Below are 14,334 nucleotides of genomic sequence, written 5' to 3'. Positions count from 1 at the left end.
AACCGCTGGTCCCTTGCGCTGATCGTGAACACGTCAATGGTCCGTTCGGGGGTGGATTACGGGCGTCGCCAATGCCTCAAATGAAATCGATCCTGACGTCACGCATTGGCATCTCGTTGCGTCTTTGCATTCTTTGATCGCCTGCCAATTCGCTGTAGGCGTCGATCACATAAGGAACCCCCTCCGAACCCAGCAGATTTGGACCATCGCTGACCTGAAAATGGAGATGCGGCCACCGGCTGTCCCCGGTATTTCCTATAGCGCCCAGAGCTTGCCCGCGTCTTACACGGTCACCAACTCGGACCTCCAAGCTACCAGGTTGCAGGTGCGCATAGGAGGCAAACAGTCCGCCGCCTAGATCAAGAGTAACTACGTTACCGCCAACCGAATGCAGGGATAGCTCCTGCGCGGGCGCAAAGCTGGCATCCGTTCGCGGCCTGTTGTCTGGAAAGCCGTCGAGCGCGACGACGACAGTGGCATCAGCCACAGCGACAACGGTCTGGCCATAGGCGTGATAGGCGCGCACATCTGTCTGATCCCCATTGAACCATGCGCCGCTCCGCTGACGCTTCCAGTCAATCGCATAGCGCCGGGCGATGCAGGCGCTACCATCTACGGCGAGTAGGCCGATACGGTGATGGGAGTCCTCTCCAGCGTTGTTGGTGGGAACCCAATCGCTCCCCTTCACCGGCGGTCCGAGCCGCCTGAGGGTCCGCCTCGGGACAACGTCGATTACCGCAGCCGTCGTGAACTCATCGCCCGAGCGCATCCGATGCTGTAACTTCAGCGGAGCCGTACCCTCACTGATGAGCCGCATGAAAACGACACAGCTGCGGCCGCCTCCAAGCATCAGCCCGTCGCCCACCGTCAACGCGCCTTGGCCGATAGGAGCTATCAACGCTTCCAGGCTCGCCCCTTTGAAGGTCGCCAGCGTTGTATTGACGCTCGCGTCGTGGACCTCGAGCTCGCTGATCGCCAGGGGCCTGTTTCCAAAGTTGCGCAGGTGCAGTTCGTAGATCAGGTGCTCGCGACCGCCACTGGGGATAGCCGTTGGCGCAAACGGCACACGCATCTCCAACTGTACTGGCGGAAAATCCGCAGTAGCCTCATCAAGGATAGCCGCTGAGGGGATGAGGGCCATACCGCAAACAGGACAGGGCCCCGGCGAAGAAAACAGGCGCCCATGCATGACGCAACCGCAAGGGGGGCAGGTGTAGCCACTAGACAAGGCACCGCTTTTGGCTTGGACGGCGGCGGGCACACTGAGAGCCAGTGCGCCACCCATAAGAACTGCTCGTCGGGTTCCGGGGATCATGCCGCGCCTTTTGTCTGGAAGTGATCTCGATAGCTGCTGGGGCGTACGCCAAAGCGGCGAAAGAAGGCGCGCGCGAAGGCGTCATCGCTGGCGAACCCGAGATCCATCGCGAGCGTGCCGATCGGCTCATGCCGGCGTTCGAGTCGTGATCGTGACGCGTCAAGGCGCAGATCCTCTACGTAACGAGCCGGCGATCGGCCGAGTTGTTCTTTGAACCGGCGCGAAAACGTTCGGACTGTCATGGAAGCCTTGGCCGCCAGAACCTCAAGTCGTTGATCTTCGCCGGGATTGGCGACCATCCAGGCGATCAAATCGGAGAAGCGGTCAGCGCTTCTTATCTGCGATGACAGTGGCTGGGAAAACTGCGCCTGACCGCCCGGCCGTTTGAGGAAAACCACCATCTCGCGGGCCATCTCTAGCGCCGCACTTGAACCGAAATCCTCTTCGACGAGCGCGAGCGCCAAGTCGATGCCAGCGGTAATCCCCGCAGACGTGTAAATAGGGCCGTCCTTGATGAAGATGGCGTTCGGATCGATATCTATCGCAGGGTATTGCTGTGCTAGGTCGGCGGCAAAGCGCCAATGCGTCGTTGCACGGCGACCATTCAGCAGACCAGCGGCCGCCAAGGCATAGGTACCCGTACAAACAGAAACAACGCGCTTCGCGCTCTTGGCCTTAGCTAATACCCATTGACTTGCCGCTTTCAGGGTATCCGGCCGACGCAGCCCAGAGCCGCCCGGGATAATCACCACGTCTGCGGGCAGGTTTGTCGAACTGTCGGAATGCGCTTCGAAGACGATGCCTGTCTCCGATGTAAACCGTCGGTCCTGCAGCCCTACCAAGCTGACCTCATAACCCGACAGACCGGAAACCTGAACGCCAGCGAGGACTTCCAGGGGGGCGACGACATCCAACGCCTGTACCCCGTCGAAGCCGAGAATTTGCACCGATATCTTGGCCTGAGCGGATCTCTGCATGTCAGTGAGATAGCGCCGGCACGCGTTGGCGCAAATGCTAAACTTCCGACACTTTCAGCCATCCCGTCCCAGAACAAAGACGCAAGCAGAGATGCCCTGTCCGGACCTTCAGATTGCCACCGTCAAGCAATGTCGGTTCCAGTGAACACACGCCCTTGTGGCGAGGACCCATGTGGCGGCTAGGCTCGATATTGCAGAAGAGGGCGCGTCATCGTGGGCGCGCCCTTTTTGATGTCCGAACGGCTGAACGTTGGGTCCCAGGCACAAGGCCTGGGAAGGCGGATTTGGTCTAGAAACTCAGCGCGCCGTCTGCCGTCGCCCTCGGCGATCCATACCCCTCAATGCCGGGATGTGGCGTTTCCAGGGGATGGCTGTGCGTCGCGGTGACCACCACGACGCTGGCCCCGGCCGCCTCGGCGGCGGCGATGCCGGCGGGGGCGTCCTCGAACACCAGGCAGTCGGCGATCGGATGGCCCAGGCGCTCGGCGGCCAGCAGGAAGCAGTCGGGCGCCGGCTTGCCGCGCGAGACGTCCTCGGAGGCGACCATGACGGTGGGGAGGGGCAGGCCGGCCGCCGTGATCCGCCGTTCGGCCAGGGCGCGCGGCGCGGAGGTTACCACGGCCCAGCGATCGGCCGGCAGCCCGGCCAGGAACGCCGCCGCGCCCTCGATCGCGTCGATGCCCTCGACGTCCTCGAGCTCGGCCTCGGTGACCGCCCGCGCCTCGACTTCCGGATCGACGCCCTCGAGCCCCAGACCGGCGATCGTCTCGATCGTGCGGCGGCCGTGGATGGTGGGCAGGAAGGCCTCGACATCCAAGCCATGCTTGCGCGCCCAGTTCGCCCAGACCCTCTCCGCCGCCACGATGGAGGTCAGGATGGTGCCGTCCATGTCGAACAGGAAGGCCGCGAATTGGCGATCGGGAAACAGCGGGGACTCGGACAAGACGACGCTCCAGGCAACGGAAGACGAAGCCAGGGTCATCGGCCTCGGGACGCGTGATGTCCAGGGCGGGTTCATGACCAAGGATTAACTGGGCCATGCCGCCGTGGGCTGGTCTCCTCCCGCTGGAAAATAGGGGGTGCGATCGTGAAAGCTCTAGGTCTTGGACTATCAATGCTGGGCTTGGCGGCCACCGCCCAGGCGGCGCAGAGTCCCGTCGAGCGCGCCGACGCGATCGTCCGCCGGGCCATGGCCGAGCAGCACATACCGGGTCTGCAAATCGCGGTGGTCAAGGACGGCAAGATCGTGATGTCTCGCGCCTATGGCGTGGCCGACCTCGCCAACAAGACGCCGGTGACACCGGCGACCCGGTTTCCGATCAACTCGATCACCAAGGCTTTCACGGGCGTGGCCGCCATGCGCGAGGTCGAGGCGGGACGTCTGGATCTGGCCGCGCCGATCGGGACCTATGTGGACGGCTTGCCAGGGGCCTGGCGCGGCATCTCGGTTCGTCGCCTGCTCAGCCATACTTCCGGCCTGCCCGATTTCAACGACAGTGATGGGGATGGAAGCGCCGCCTGGACCGCGACCTTGGCCAAGCCGATCCGGTTCCAGCCTGGCGAGCGGTTCGAGTACAACCAGACCAACTATGCGCTGGTCCAGATGGCCATCAACGGCCTGCGCGGCCGACCGCGCGACGCGACCCTGGCCGACGAGCAGTTCGCCCTGGCCGGCATGAGCCATAGCGGCTTTGGCGATACGCGCGACGCCGATCCCGGGCGCGTGGTGTCGTACGGCTATCGCAAGGCGCAACCTGATCAGCCGACCGTGCGAACCGAGATCTTCTCGCCGTTGCACCGCGCGGCCGCCGGTGTCGTCAGCACCGCCGATGACATGGCCCGATGGCTGATCGCGGTGCAGGGCGAGGCGCTGCTGAAGTCATCGAGCAAGGCGATGATGTGGACGCCGGTGGCCTACAATGATGGCAAGCCCGGCCAGTGGGGCATGGGCTGGCTCGTCCTTGAGCGGTCCGGGCGCCGCGCCGTGGCCATGACCGGCGGCAGCCGCTCGGCGGTCTATCTCTATCCGGATGACAAGGTCGGGGTGGTGATTCTGACCAATCTGGCCGGCTCCGCGCCCGAGGACCTGATCGACGAGATCGCGCGGGGCTTCATCCCCGGCATGGCCCTCACTGGCGTCCCAGCGCTCCGCGCCGCGCTGAGCGGGCAGGAGGGGCTCGATCCGGCCGCGACGATCACCAAGTTTCGCGCCGCCAACCCACACTTCGTCGCCGACGAGCACGAGTTGAACGATTGGGGCTACCGCCTGCTGGCTTTCGGCAAGCCGCGCTCGGCCCTAGCGGTTTTGAAGTTGACCGCCGACCTCAACCCGAACAGCGCCAACGCCTTCGATAGTCTGGGCGAAGCGTATGCGGCGAACGGAGACACGGCTTCGGCGATCGCCGCCTACGACAAATCCCTGGCGCTGGATCCCGCGAACAAGAACGCCGCGCAATGGCTGGAAAAGCTCAAAAAGCAGCCCGGTTAGGCTTGTAACTTATCAATGATCTCCTGGGCTCAAACGCACGTTTGCATCCGGCTTCCGGCTGTGCTCTCTGGGCGATGAACGCGCTCGCTCAAAAAGGCGCGACACACCGGGAGAGTAAGCATCATGACCCAGGCCGCCGCCGCCAAGCCCATTCAATGGCCCGCCATGTCGCTCCAGCAAGCCTACGCGCTGATCACCCAGCCAGGCACGCCGGGCGAGATGGAGGAGGTCGAGATCCGGGGCGTGAAGACCCGGGTCTGGAAGAATGCCCCGCCGACCTTACGCGAGACCCTGCTGATGGGGCGGTCCCACGGCGACAAGATCTTCATGGTCCACGAGGACGAGCGGGTCAGCTTCGAGGCCTTCTATCGCGCCGTCACCCACATGGCGGCCGAGCTTCAGGCCTTTGGCGTGCGAAAGGGCGACCGGGTCGCCATCGTGATGCGCAACGTGCCCGAATGGCCGGTGGCCTTCTACGCGGGCCTGACCCTGGGCGCGATCGTCACGCCGCTGAACGCCTGGTGGACGGGGCCGGAGCTGGAGTACGGCCTGATCGACTCCGGCGCCAAGGTCGCCATCGTCGACGTCGAGCGCTACGAGCGCCTGACCGAACACCTGCACAACTGTCCGGAGCTGCAACGGGTCTATGTCAGCCGTTCGCCCGAAGAGATCAGCCACCCCTACGTCGTCCATCTGGAGGCGGTGATCGGCGGCGCCAACGACTGGGCGGCGCTGGAAGCCAAGCCGCTGCCGGCGGTCGAGCTGACGGCCGACGACGACGCCACGATCTTCTACACCTCGGGCACCACGGGTAAGCCCAAGGGCGCGATCGCCACCCATCGCAACATCAACAGCAACATCTTCGCCGCCGCCGCGGCGTCGGCCCGCGCCTTCCTGCGCCGGGGCGAAGCGCCGCCGCAGCCCGATCCGAGCGCGCCGCAGAAGGGCGCGCTGCTGTCGGTGCCGTTCTTCCACGCCACCGGCTGCTTCGCGGTTCTGAACCCGTCGCTGTTCGCCGGCGCCAAGCTCGTCATGATGCGCAAGTGGGACGCCGAGCGGGCCATGCAGGTGATCCAGGACGAAAAGCTGACCCAGATGGGCGGCGTGCCGACCATCGCCTGGCAGATCATCGAGCACCCGAACCGTGACAAGTACGACCTCTCCTCGATCGAGGCCGTGGCCTACGGCGGCGCGCCCTCGGCGCCGGAGCTGGTGCGCAAGATCAAGGAGATCTGGCCCAAGTCCTCGCCAGGCAACGGCTGGGGCATGACCGAGACCTCGGCGACGGCGACCAGCAACTCGGCCGAGGACTATGAAAACCGTCCCGACAGCTGCGGCCCCGCCGTGCCGGTCACCGACCTCAAGATCATGACCGTCGAGGCGCCGTATCGCGAGCTGCCGATCGGCGAGGTCGGCGAACTGTGGTGCAAGGGCCCGCAGGTCGTGCGCGGCTACTGGAACAAGCCGGAAGCCACGACCCAGACCTTCGTCGACGGTTGGGTGCGCACCGGCGACCTGGCCCGCCTCGACGCCGAGGGCTTCTGCTTCATCATCGACCGCGCCAAGGACATGCTGATCCGCGGCGGCGAGAACATCTACTGCATCGAGGTCGAGAACTGCCTCTACGACCACCCGGCGGTCATGGACGCCGCCCTGGTCGGCATCCCGCACAAGACGCTGGGCGAAGAGCCGGCGGCGGTCGTCACCCTGAAGCCCGGCGCGGAAGCCTCCGAGGCCGAGCTGCGCGCCTTCGTCGCCGACCGCCTGGCGGCCTTCAAGGTGCCGGTGAAGGTGGTGTTCTGGCACGAGACCTTGCCGCGCAACGCCAACGGTAAGATCATGAAGAATGAGCTGAAGAAGGTGTTCGTGGAGGGGTAGCCCCTCCCCGCGGGAGGCGCGACGATGGTCCAGTCCAAGGCGACGAGCGTGGACGACTTCATGCTGGAAGTCTCGGCCGAGCGTCGCCCGGCCCTGGACCGTTTGCGGGCGCTCTGTCTCGGGACGTTTGGGGCGGAGCACGAACTGATGGCGTTCGGCATGCCGGCCTATGGTCCGCCCAAGCTGCCGTGGATCGCCTTCAACAGCCAGAAGCAGCACATCTCCCTCTATGCCGGCCAGTCAGCGCTTGAGGCCTATGCCGATCGCCTCGCGGGCGTCGATCACGGCAAGGGCTGCGTGCGCTGGCGACGGCCCGAGGCGATGGACTTCGACCTGATCGCGGAGATGCTTGAGCACGTTCAGGCGCGGGTGCGGGGCGCCTAAGCGCCCCGCGGAAACCTAGGCGCTGACCGGCGGCCTCCGGTGCGCCCACGGCTGGGCTTGCTCCAACTGATAGGCCAACTGGAACAGAAGGGCCTCGCCACCGGCGCGTCCGGCGATCTGGACGCCCACGGGCAGGCCATTCGCGGTCCAGTGCAGCGGCACGCTCATGGCCGGGGCGCCGGCGACGTTCTGCACGGGAGTGTAGCCCACATAGGCCATCAGCCGCGCCTGCAGCTCCTCGAACGGAACCCACCCGGCGACATAGCCCAGCTCGACCGGCGGCTTGCCCAGAACCGGCGACAGGATGACGTCGTACTGGGTGAGCCAGGCGTCATAGGCGCCGATCGAGGCGTTCAGGCGCTTCATGGCGGCGGGCAGGGCGTCCTTGGGCAGCTTGCCGACCAGTTCGGCCATGCCCAGGGTGAAGGGCTCCAGCATGCTGGCGTCCGGCTTGCGGCCCATGGCCTTGGTGACGCCGCCGACCAGCTCGGCCGCGCCGCTGGCCCACAGCACGGTGAAGTCCTGGCCGAACTGGGCACCGTCCATCGGCAGGACGGTCGGCTCGACCCGGTGGCCCAGGTCCCTCAGCAGCTTGGCGGCGTTCTCGACGGCGGTCCGCACCTCGGAATCCGGCGCCAGGCCCGTGCCGCCGTTCATCAGAAGTCCGACCTTCAGCTTCTTTTTCAGAGGCTGACCGATCATGCCGATTGGCTTGAGCGGCGCGCCGGTGTCCGTGCGCTCGGTGGCGGCGAACATGGCCGCGGAGTCGCGGACGCTGTGGGTCAGCACGTGCGAGACCGACAGGTCGATGCCCCAGCTGCTAGGACGGTTGGGGATCATCCGCCCGCGCGAAGGCTTCAGGCCAAAGAGGCCGCAATTGGCCGAGGGAATGCGGATCGAGCCGCCGCCGTCGCTGGCGTGGGCGATCGCCACCATGCCCGAGGCCACGGCCGCCGCGGCGCCGCCGGACGAGCCGCCCGACGAGTGCTTGGTGTTCCAGGGATTGCGCGTGGGCAGGAAACCCATCGGCTCCGTCGTCGGCAGGAAGCCATATTCGGGCGTCGCCGACTTGCCCAAGGTGATCAGGCCGGCCGCGTCGAAGGCGTCGATATAGGCGGTCTGCTCCTTCTCGGGCTTGGCGCCGAGGCTGACGCGCGTGCCGTAGCGCGTCGGCAGGCCCTTGTAGGGATCCAGGTCCTTGACCAGGAACGGCACGCCCGCGAACGGGCCGGAGAGCTTTCCGGTCTTGGCCTTGTCCAGCGCGCGCTCGAAGTCGGAGGCGACCAGGGCCTGGACCTGCGGCTGCAGCGTCTCGATCCGCTGGATCGCCGCCTCGACCAGTTCGGCCGCGCTGACCTCCTTGCGGCTGACCCGCCCGGCCAACTCGGTGGCGTCGGGCGTCCACGGCGCGGGGGCGGCGGACGACTTGGGCTTGGCGAAGGCCGAAGGCGCGGCCGCGATCGCGGCGGTGGCGGCCAAAAGACCGCGACGGCTGAAACGCATGGATTGTTCACTCCCATTGGCCGGCGTCTGACGCGCCGGTGATCGTTGTTAAGTTGACCCGGAAGAGACCTTGACCGCAACCCCGTGCTAAACGGCGCTCTCGGTTTTCGGGGAGGCGTCGTGGCCCGCAAGCGTATCGACCAGCTGCTCGTCGAGCGGGGTGTCTTCGACAGCCGCGCCAAGGCCCGCGCGGCCATCGAGGCGGGGCGCGTGACCGTGGCGGGCAAGACGGTCGCCAAGCCTTCGGAAAGCGTCGACGAGGCGGCCGAGATCGTGGCGGAAGCCGCTCACCCCTGGGTGGGGCGCGGCGCGCTGAAGCTGGTCCACGCGCTGGACCTGTGGCCGATCCCGGTCGAGGGACGTATCGCGGCGGACGTCGGCGCGTCGACCGGCGGCTTCACCGAGGTCCTGCTGTCGCGCGGCGCCGTGAAGGTGTTCGCCGTCGACGTCGGGCGCGACCAGCTTCACGCCAAGCTGAGGGCCGATGATCGGGTCGTGGACCTGTCCGGCGTTGACGCGCGGGCGTTGGACGCCAACACGATCCCGGAAGCGCCGATGCTGGTCGTCAGCGACGTCAGCTTCATCTCGCTGACCAAGGCGCTTCCAGCGGCCCTGGGCCTGGCGATGCCGGGCGCGGATCTCATGGCGCTGATCAAGCCGCAGTTCGAGGCCGGTCGCGAAAACGTCGGCAAGGGCGGGCTGGTCAAGGACCCCGAGGTCATCGCTCGCGTCGAGCACGAGATCGTCGACTTCCTGGAAGCGGCGGGCTGGTCCGTGAAGGGTCTCGCCGAAAGCCCGATCACCGGGGGCGAGGGCCAAGTCGAGCGCCTCGTCTGGGCGACCAAGCTAGAGCCTTGATCCGACAAAGTCGGACAAGGCTCTAGTCCTTTGCTTTACGCATTTTCGGACGACGAACCGGTCTCCACTTCGTCTGAAAATGCGCTGAAACGAAATCGGCCGCTCCCGAGGGAACGGCCGATCGTCTTTCACAAGTCAGCGGGTCGCTTAGTCGACGACCTGATACTTGCCGTTGGCGTCCGGGCAGACGCGCACGAAGCGCTTCTGGACGCGGCCGTCGGGCAGATAGATGGGGCTTTCGGCCAGGGTGCAGCCGTTGATGTCGGCCTGCGGACGGTCGGCCACGCGATAGCCTTCGTGGCGCTCGTAGCTGCGCTCGTAATAGCTGTCGCGTTCGGCGTCGCGGCGGACGTCTTCATACGAGGGCGGGGGTGGCGGCTCGTTGTAGGCGACCGGCGGCGGGGGAGGCGGCGGCGCGCGGCCAGGCGTGCAGGCGGCCGAGTGCTTGCCGACATTGGTCCCGATCACCGCGCCCAGCAGGCCGCCGAGCACGGCGCCCTCGGTGCGCGCGCCCTTGGCCGCGATGCCGCTGCCGATGGCCGCGCCGATGCCGGCGCCGGCCAGGCCGCCGCCCGTGCCGCGCTGCGTCGTCGAGCGCTGGCACTCATCGTAGTAGGGCCTTTGGTCATAGGCGCCGCCCGAGCCATAGGCTTGGGCCGAGGCGAGGGTCGGCGTGAGAACGCCGCAGACGAGGGCGACGGTGACGCCCAGAACGGTCTTCATCGTGGTGGTCCTGCTCTTGGTGGCGGTCATGGTCATGAGAGAGCTTGTCATTTTGGGGGCGAGCCCCGGTCCGTTCGTTGTCCAAGCTATGGCGTGGCCAACATGAACGGCGCCTGACCGAGGTATTCAGCTTCCTTCCCACGCGGTATGGACGGCCCTTGCGCGCCGGATGATCCGTTCTCGGCGCCGAAACGGATACGAGATGCGAGAACTGACGATCGACGCGGTCGGCGCCCAGGGCGACGGCCTGTCCCGCAACGCGGAGGGCAAGGGCGCGGCTTTCGTGCCCCTGACCCTGCCCGGCGAGCGGGTGCTGGCCAAGATGGAAGGCGTGCGTGGCGAGGTCGCCGAAATCCTGTCCGCCAGTCCCGATCGCGTGACGCCCCCGTGCCGCCACTTCGGGACCTGCGGCGGCTGCGCCCTGCAGCACTGGGCGGCCGAGCCCTATCTCGCCTGGAAAGCCGAGCAGATCCGCCTTCAGCTGTCGATGGAGGGCCTCGAGACCGAGATCCTGCCGACCTTCGCCGCCCCGCCGGCCTCGCGTCGCCGTGTGGCCTTGCACGCCCGCAAGGGACCCAAGGGCGCGGGCGCGCTGCTGGGCTTCAAGGAGCGTCGCTCCTGGAACCTCGTGCCGATCCAGGAGTGTCCGGTCACCGATCCGCGCCTCGTGGCGGCCCTGCCAGCGCTTGCGCGCCTGGCCGAGCCGTTCCTGGAGCATCCGAAGTCCGCGCCGACCCTGCACGTCACCCTGACCGGCACCGGCCTCGACATCGATGTCACCGGGGTCGAGCGCAAGAGCGGCGGCCTGTCGGCCGACGCCCGCATGCGGGCGGCCATGGCGGCGAGCGAGGGCGACTTCGCCCGCGTCACCCTGGCCGGCGAGACCGTCTATGGCGCGCGTCAGCCGTTGGTGAAGCTGGGTCCCGCGGTGGTCGCCCTGCCGCCGGGCGCCTTCCTCCAGGCCGCGCCGGCCGCCGAGCGGGCCATGGTCGACTTCGCCGTGGCCGAGGCGCAGGGCGCCAGCCGCCTGGCCGACCTCTATTGCGGCGTCGGCACCTTCACCTTCCGTCTGGCCGAGATCGGCGCGGTGCACGCCGCCGAGATGAGCGCGCCGGCGATCGAGGCGCTGAAGACGGCCATGGGCTCGACGTCGGGCCTGAAGCCGATCCAGGCCGAGGCGCGCGACCTGATCCGTCGCCCGGTGCTGAGCACGGAGCTGGCCAAGACCGACGTCGTCGTGATCGACCCGCCCCGCGCGGGCGCCGCCGAGCAGACGGTCGAAATCGCCAAGTCCAAGGTCGCCAAGGTGATCAGCGTCTCGTGCAATCCTGGCACCTTCGCCAAGGACGCCCGCGCCCTGGTCGAGGCCGGCTTCCGGCTGGAGAAGGTGCTGCCGGTCGACCAGTTCGTCTGGTCGCCGCACATCGAGCTGGTCGGCGTCTTCACGCGCTGACGGCAAGCGGGGGCGGGGCTTGGCGGCTTACGAGGCAGGGCGACGGTTCGAGGCGCTGGACGGCCTGCGCGGCGTCGCGGCCGTCGGCGTCATGCTCTACCACATCGGCAGCTGGACAGGCCGGCATGGCCTGGTCCCTCATGGCTACCTCGCCGTCGACTTCTTCTTCTGCCTGTCGGGCTTCGTCTTGGCCCACGCCTATGGCCGGCGCGAGATCGGCTGGCTGGGCTTCATGCGCCAGCGGCTGATCCGGCTGTGGCCGCTGATCGCCCTGACCATGCTGCTGGGCGCCACGGTGATCATCGAGCACCGCGAGCGAGTGCCGGGCTGGCTGGGCTTGGGTCTCTTGATGATCCCGCGCGTCTGGACCAGCGACGATGGCTTCTCGCCGCTTTTTCCTTTGAATCCGCCGGCTTGGTCGCTGTTCTTCGAGCTAGTCGTGGGGGCGGCCTGGTTCCCGATCCGGCGTCTCGGCGTGATGGGCCATGTGCTGATGGTCGTGCTGCTGGCGCCCGTCATGCTCTATGTCGCCCACGGCATGGGCGGGGTGCTGACCGGCTGGGATCGCGGCACCTTCGGGATCAGCTTCCTGCGGACGATCTTCGCCTTCCTGTTGGGCTGGGGCTGCTATCGCATCCAGGCCTTCACGGCCTGGAGCGCGCCGGTCTGGCCGCTGGCGGTCGTGCTGGCGGCTGTGATGAGTGTTCCGTGGACGCCGTTGAATTGGCTCTACGATTTCGTCTGCGTGAGCGTGGTTTTTCCGCTGATGGTGCTGGCGGGGCGGCGCGATCCTCAGGGGCGTTTGGGCGCGCTCTGCCGGGTGTCCGGCGCGATTTCCTATCCGCTCTATGCGCTGCATTGGTTGGGCTGGGAGTTGATGCTGCGCGGCTTCCGGGCCATCGGCGGCAAGGGCTATCCGCTCGGCTTCGCCCTGGTGGCCATCCCGGTGATCATCTTCGGCGCCTGGGCGGTGCTGAAGCTCTATGACGAGCCGGTCCGGCGTCGCCTGCGGACGTGGCTAGAAAAGTCTCGGCCGGGTGTCGGAAGCGGCGATAGTCTTCCGTCCTAGGGAGGAACGAGGATCGCCATGCTCTACGCCATTCTTTGCTACAACCAAGAAGACGTCGTCTGGTCCTGGTCCAAGGACGAGGAGGACGCCGTCATGGAAAAGCTCGGCGCCGTGCAGGAGCGCCTGGCGCGGGAAGGCCGGCTGGGTCCCGTCGCTCGCCTGATGCCGACCACGGCCGCCACGACCCTGCGCAAGGACCGCGATCCGCCGCTCGTTTTGGATGGCCCGTTCGCCGAGACCAAGGAGCAGCTGTTGGGCTTCTACGTCGTCGACTGCGGCGCGCTGGACGAGGCGCTCGAGATCGCCAAGGACCTGGGCAAGGCCAATCCCGGCGGCTCCTACGAGATTCGGCCGATCGCCCTGTTCCAGCCGGGCCAGGCCGGCGCATGACCGACCTGGCCTGGATCGAGGGCGCGGTCGTCGCCGCTCGGCCCCAGGCCATGGCGGCGCTGCTGCGCTACTTCCGCGACATGGACGCGGCCGAGGAGGCATTCCAGGACGCCTGCCTGCGCGCGTTGAAGGCCTGGCCCAAGAACGGCCCGCCGCGCGATCCGACGGCCTGGCTGATCATGGTCGGCCGCAACGCCGCCATCGACGCGGTCCGCAAGACCAGCCGTAACGCGCCGCTACCACCGGAGGAGCTGCTCTCCGACCTGGAGGACGCGGAGGCCCAGGCGGCCGAGCGCCTGGACGGCTCGCACTATCGCGACGACGTCCTGCGGCTGCTGTTCATCTGCTGCCATCCGGACCTCCCGGCCACCCAGCAGATCGCCCTGGCCCTTCGCATCGTCTCGGGCCTCTCGGTGCGCGAGATCGCCCGCGCCTTCCTGGTCGGAGAGGCGGCCATGGAGCAGCGGATCACCCGCGCCAAGGCCCGGATCGGCGCGGGCGACGCGCCGTTCGAGGCGCCGCGGCCTGTGGAACGCGCCGAACGGTTCGCGGCAGTGGCGGCCATGATCTACCTCGTGTTCAACGAGGGCTATTCGGCCAGTGGTCGGGCGCTCGAGGCCCGGGGCGGGCTCTGCGACGAGGCGATCAGGCTGGCGCGCCTGCTGCTGCGCCTGTTCCCGGCCGAGCCGGAGATGATGGGGCTGACGGCCTTGCTGCTGTTGCAGCATGCCCGCGCCGAGGCTCGGTTCGCCCCTGACGGCGCGGCGATCCTGCTCGAGGATCAGGACCGAAGCCTCTGGAATCGCAAGATGATCGGCGAGGGGCTTGCCTTGATCGACAAGGCGATGCTCAAGCGCGATCCTGGAGCGTATCAGGTGCAGGCGGCGATCGCGGCGCTGCACGCGCGGGCTCCGCGTCCCGAGGACACCGACTGGCGCGGGATCGACCAGCTCTACGCCACGCTGGAGATCATGCAGCCTTCGCCGGTGATCACCCTGAACCGGGCGGTGGCGACGGCCAAGGTGCGTGGACCCGAGGCGGCGCTGGCCATGGTCGAGCCCCTGGGCGCCCGGCTGGACGGCTATTTCCACTATCACGGCGCGCGCGGCGCGTTCCTGCTGGGGGCTGGGCGACGCGACGAGGCGCGCCGGGCCTTCGACCGAGCGATATCCCTGGCCAACTCCGCCGCCGAAGCCGCCAGCATCCGCGTCTACCTGGACCGACTGAGCGCGGAGGCGGACAGGACCTCGCACGGCGCTTGAAAGAGGGGGCGAAAGGCAAGCTCCATCAACGGGC

The 14,334-nt window shown here is 67.3% G+C and carries 13 protein-coding genes; 8 read left to right on the top strand and 5 right to left on the bottom strand.

Features of this window, described 5'->3' with window-relative positions; translation table 11 throughout:
- Positions 1-76: 76 nt before the first annotated feature.
- The 3 genes from J2728_RS11570 to J2728_RS11560 form a co-directional block, all read right to left on the bottom strand.
- A complete protein-coding gene (locus J2728_RS11570; protein ID WP_309999224.1) occupies positions 77-1,141 on the bottom strand; it encodes a M23 family metallopeptidase in 1,065 nt (354 codons plus the stop codon).
- Positions 1,142-1,311: 170 nt separating this feature from the next.
- A complete protein-coding gene (locus tag J2728_RS11565) occupies positions 1,312-2,292 on the bottom strand; it encodes a GlxA family transcriptional regulator (RefSeq protein ID WP_309999223.1) in 981 nt (326 codons plus the stop codon).
- Positions 2,293-2,581: 289 nt separating this feature from the next.
- Entirely contained in the window at positions 2,582-3,235 is a 654-nt protein-coding gene (locus tag J2728_RS11560) for an HAD-IA family hydrolase (RefSeq protein WP_309999222.1), read from the bottom strand.
- Positions 3,236-3,406: 171 nt separating this feature from the next.
- On the opposite strand from J2728_RS11560, the gene J2728_RS11555 reads away from it, so the two are divergent.
- The 3 genes from J2728_RS11555 (at position 3,407) to J2728_RS11545 (ending at position 7,042) form a co-directional block, all read left to right on the top strand.
- Complete coding sequence (locus J2728_RS11555; protein ID WP_309999221.1) at positions 3,407-4,780, top strand: serine hydrolase; 1,374 nt, start codon at positions 3,407-3,409, stop codon at positions 4,778-4,780.
- Positions 4,781-4,903: 123 nt separating this feature from the next.
- Positions 4,904-6,658 (top strand): class I adenylate-forming enzyme family protein, encoded by a 1,755-nt coding sequence (locus tag J2728_RS11550; protein ID WP_309999219.1) that lies wholly within the window; start codon positions 4,904-4,906, stop codon positions 6,656-6,658.
- A 24-nt stretch (positions 6,659-6,682) separates the two neighbouring features.
- Positions 6,683-7,042 carry an iron chaperone gene (locus tag J2728_RS11545; protein ID WP_309999218.1) on the top strand — a complete coding sequence of 120 codons (360 nt, stop codon included), beginning with the start codon at positions 6,683-6,685 and terminating at the stop codon, positions 7,040-7,042.
- Between the two features lie 15 nt (positions 7,043-7,057).
- Here the strand turns inward: J2728_RS11545 and J2728_RS11540 are convergent, their stop codons facing one another.
- Positions 7,058-8,545, bottom strand: coding sequence for an amidase (locus tag J2728_RS11540; protein ID WP_309999216.1), 1,488 nt, complete (start codon positions 8,543-8,545; stop codon positions 7,058-7,060).
- A 120-nt stretch (positions 8,546-8,665) separates the two neighbouring features.
- Between J2728_RS11540 and J2728_RS11535 the strand changes: the two genes are divergently transcribed.
- On the top strand, positions 8,666-9,403 hold the full coding sequence (locus J2728_RS11535; RefSeq protein ID WP_309999213.1) for a TlyA family RNA methyltransferase: 738 nt from the start codon (positions 8,666-8,668) through the stop codon (positions 9,401-9,403).
- Positions 9,404-9,550: 147 nt separating this feature from the next.
- On the opposite strand, the gene J2728_RS11530 is transcribed toward J2728_RS11535, so the two are convergent.
- Entirely contained in the window at positions 9,551-10,162 is a 612-nt protein-coding gene (locus J2728_RS11530) for a hypothetical protein (protein ID WP_309999212.1), read from the bottom strand.
- 166 nt (positions 10,163-10,328) lie between these two features.
- On the opposite strand from J2728_RS11530, the gene J2728_RS11525 reads away from it, so the two are divergent.
- From J2728_RS11525 to J2728_RS11510, 4 genes are read left to right on the top strand one after another with little or no spacing between them, the layout of a single operon-like run.
- Positions 10,329-11,579 carry a class I SAM-dependent RNA methyltransferase gene (locus J2728_RS11525; RefSeq protein WP_309999211.1) on the top strand — a complete coding sequence of 417 codons (1,251 nt, stop codon included), beginning with the start codon at positions 10,329-10,331 and terminating at the stop codon, positions 11,577-11,579.
- Positions 11,580-11,598: 19 nt separating this feature from the next.
- Positions 11,599-12,648 carry an acyltransferase family protein gene (locus tag J2728_RS11520; RefSeq protein ID WP_309999210.1) on the top strand — a complete coding sequence of 350 codons (1,050 nt, stop codon included), beginning with the start codon at positions 11,599-11,601 and terminating at the stop codon, positions 12,646-12,648.
- 18 nt (positions 12,649-12,666) lie between these two features.
- Positions 12,667-13,038, top strand: coding sequence for a YciI family protein (locus tag J2728_RS11515; RefSeq protein ID WP_309999208.1), 372 nt, complete (start codon positions 12,667-12,669; stop codon positions 13,036-13,038).
- Positions 13,035-14,300: an RNA polymerase sigma factor gene (locus J2728_RS11510; protein WP_309999207.1), complete on the top strand. Its 1,266-nt coding sequence runs from the start codon at positions 13,035-13,037 to the stop codon at positions 14,298-14,300. Before J2728_RS11515 ends, J2728_RS11510 begins: the two co-directional genes overlap by 4 nt.
- Positions 14,301-14,334: the final 34 nt, after the last annotated feature.

This window comes from Caulobacter segnis, assembly GCF_031454995.1.
Classification (GTDB): Bacteria; Pseudomonadota; Alphaproteobacteria; order Caulobacterales; family Caulobacteraceae; genus Caulobacter; species Caulobacter segnis_E.
The sequence above is the reverse complement of the archived record's forward strand: the minus strand, read 5'-3'. Positions and strand labels throughout refer to the sequence as shown.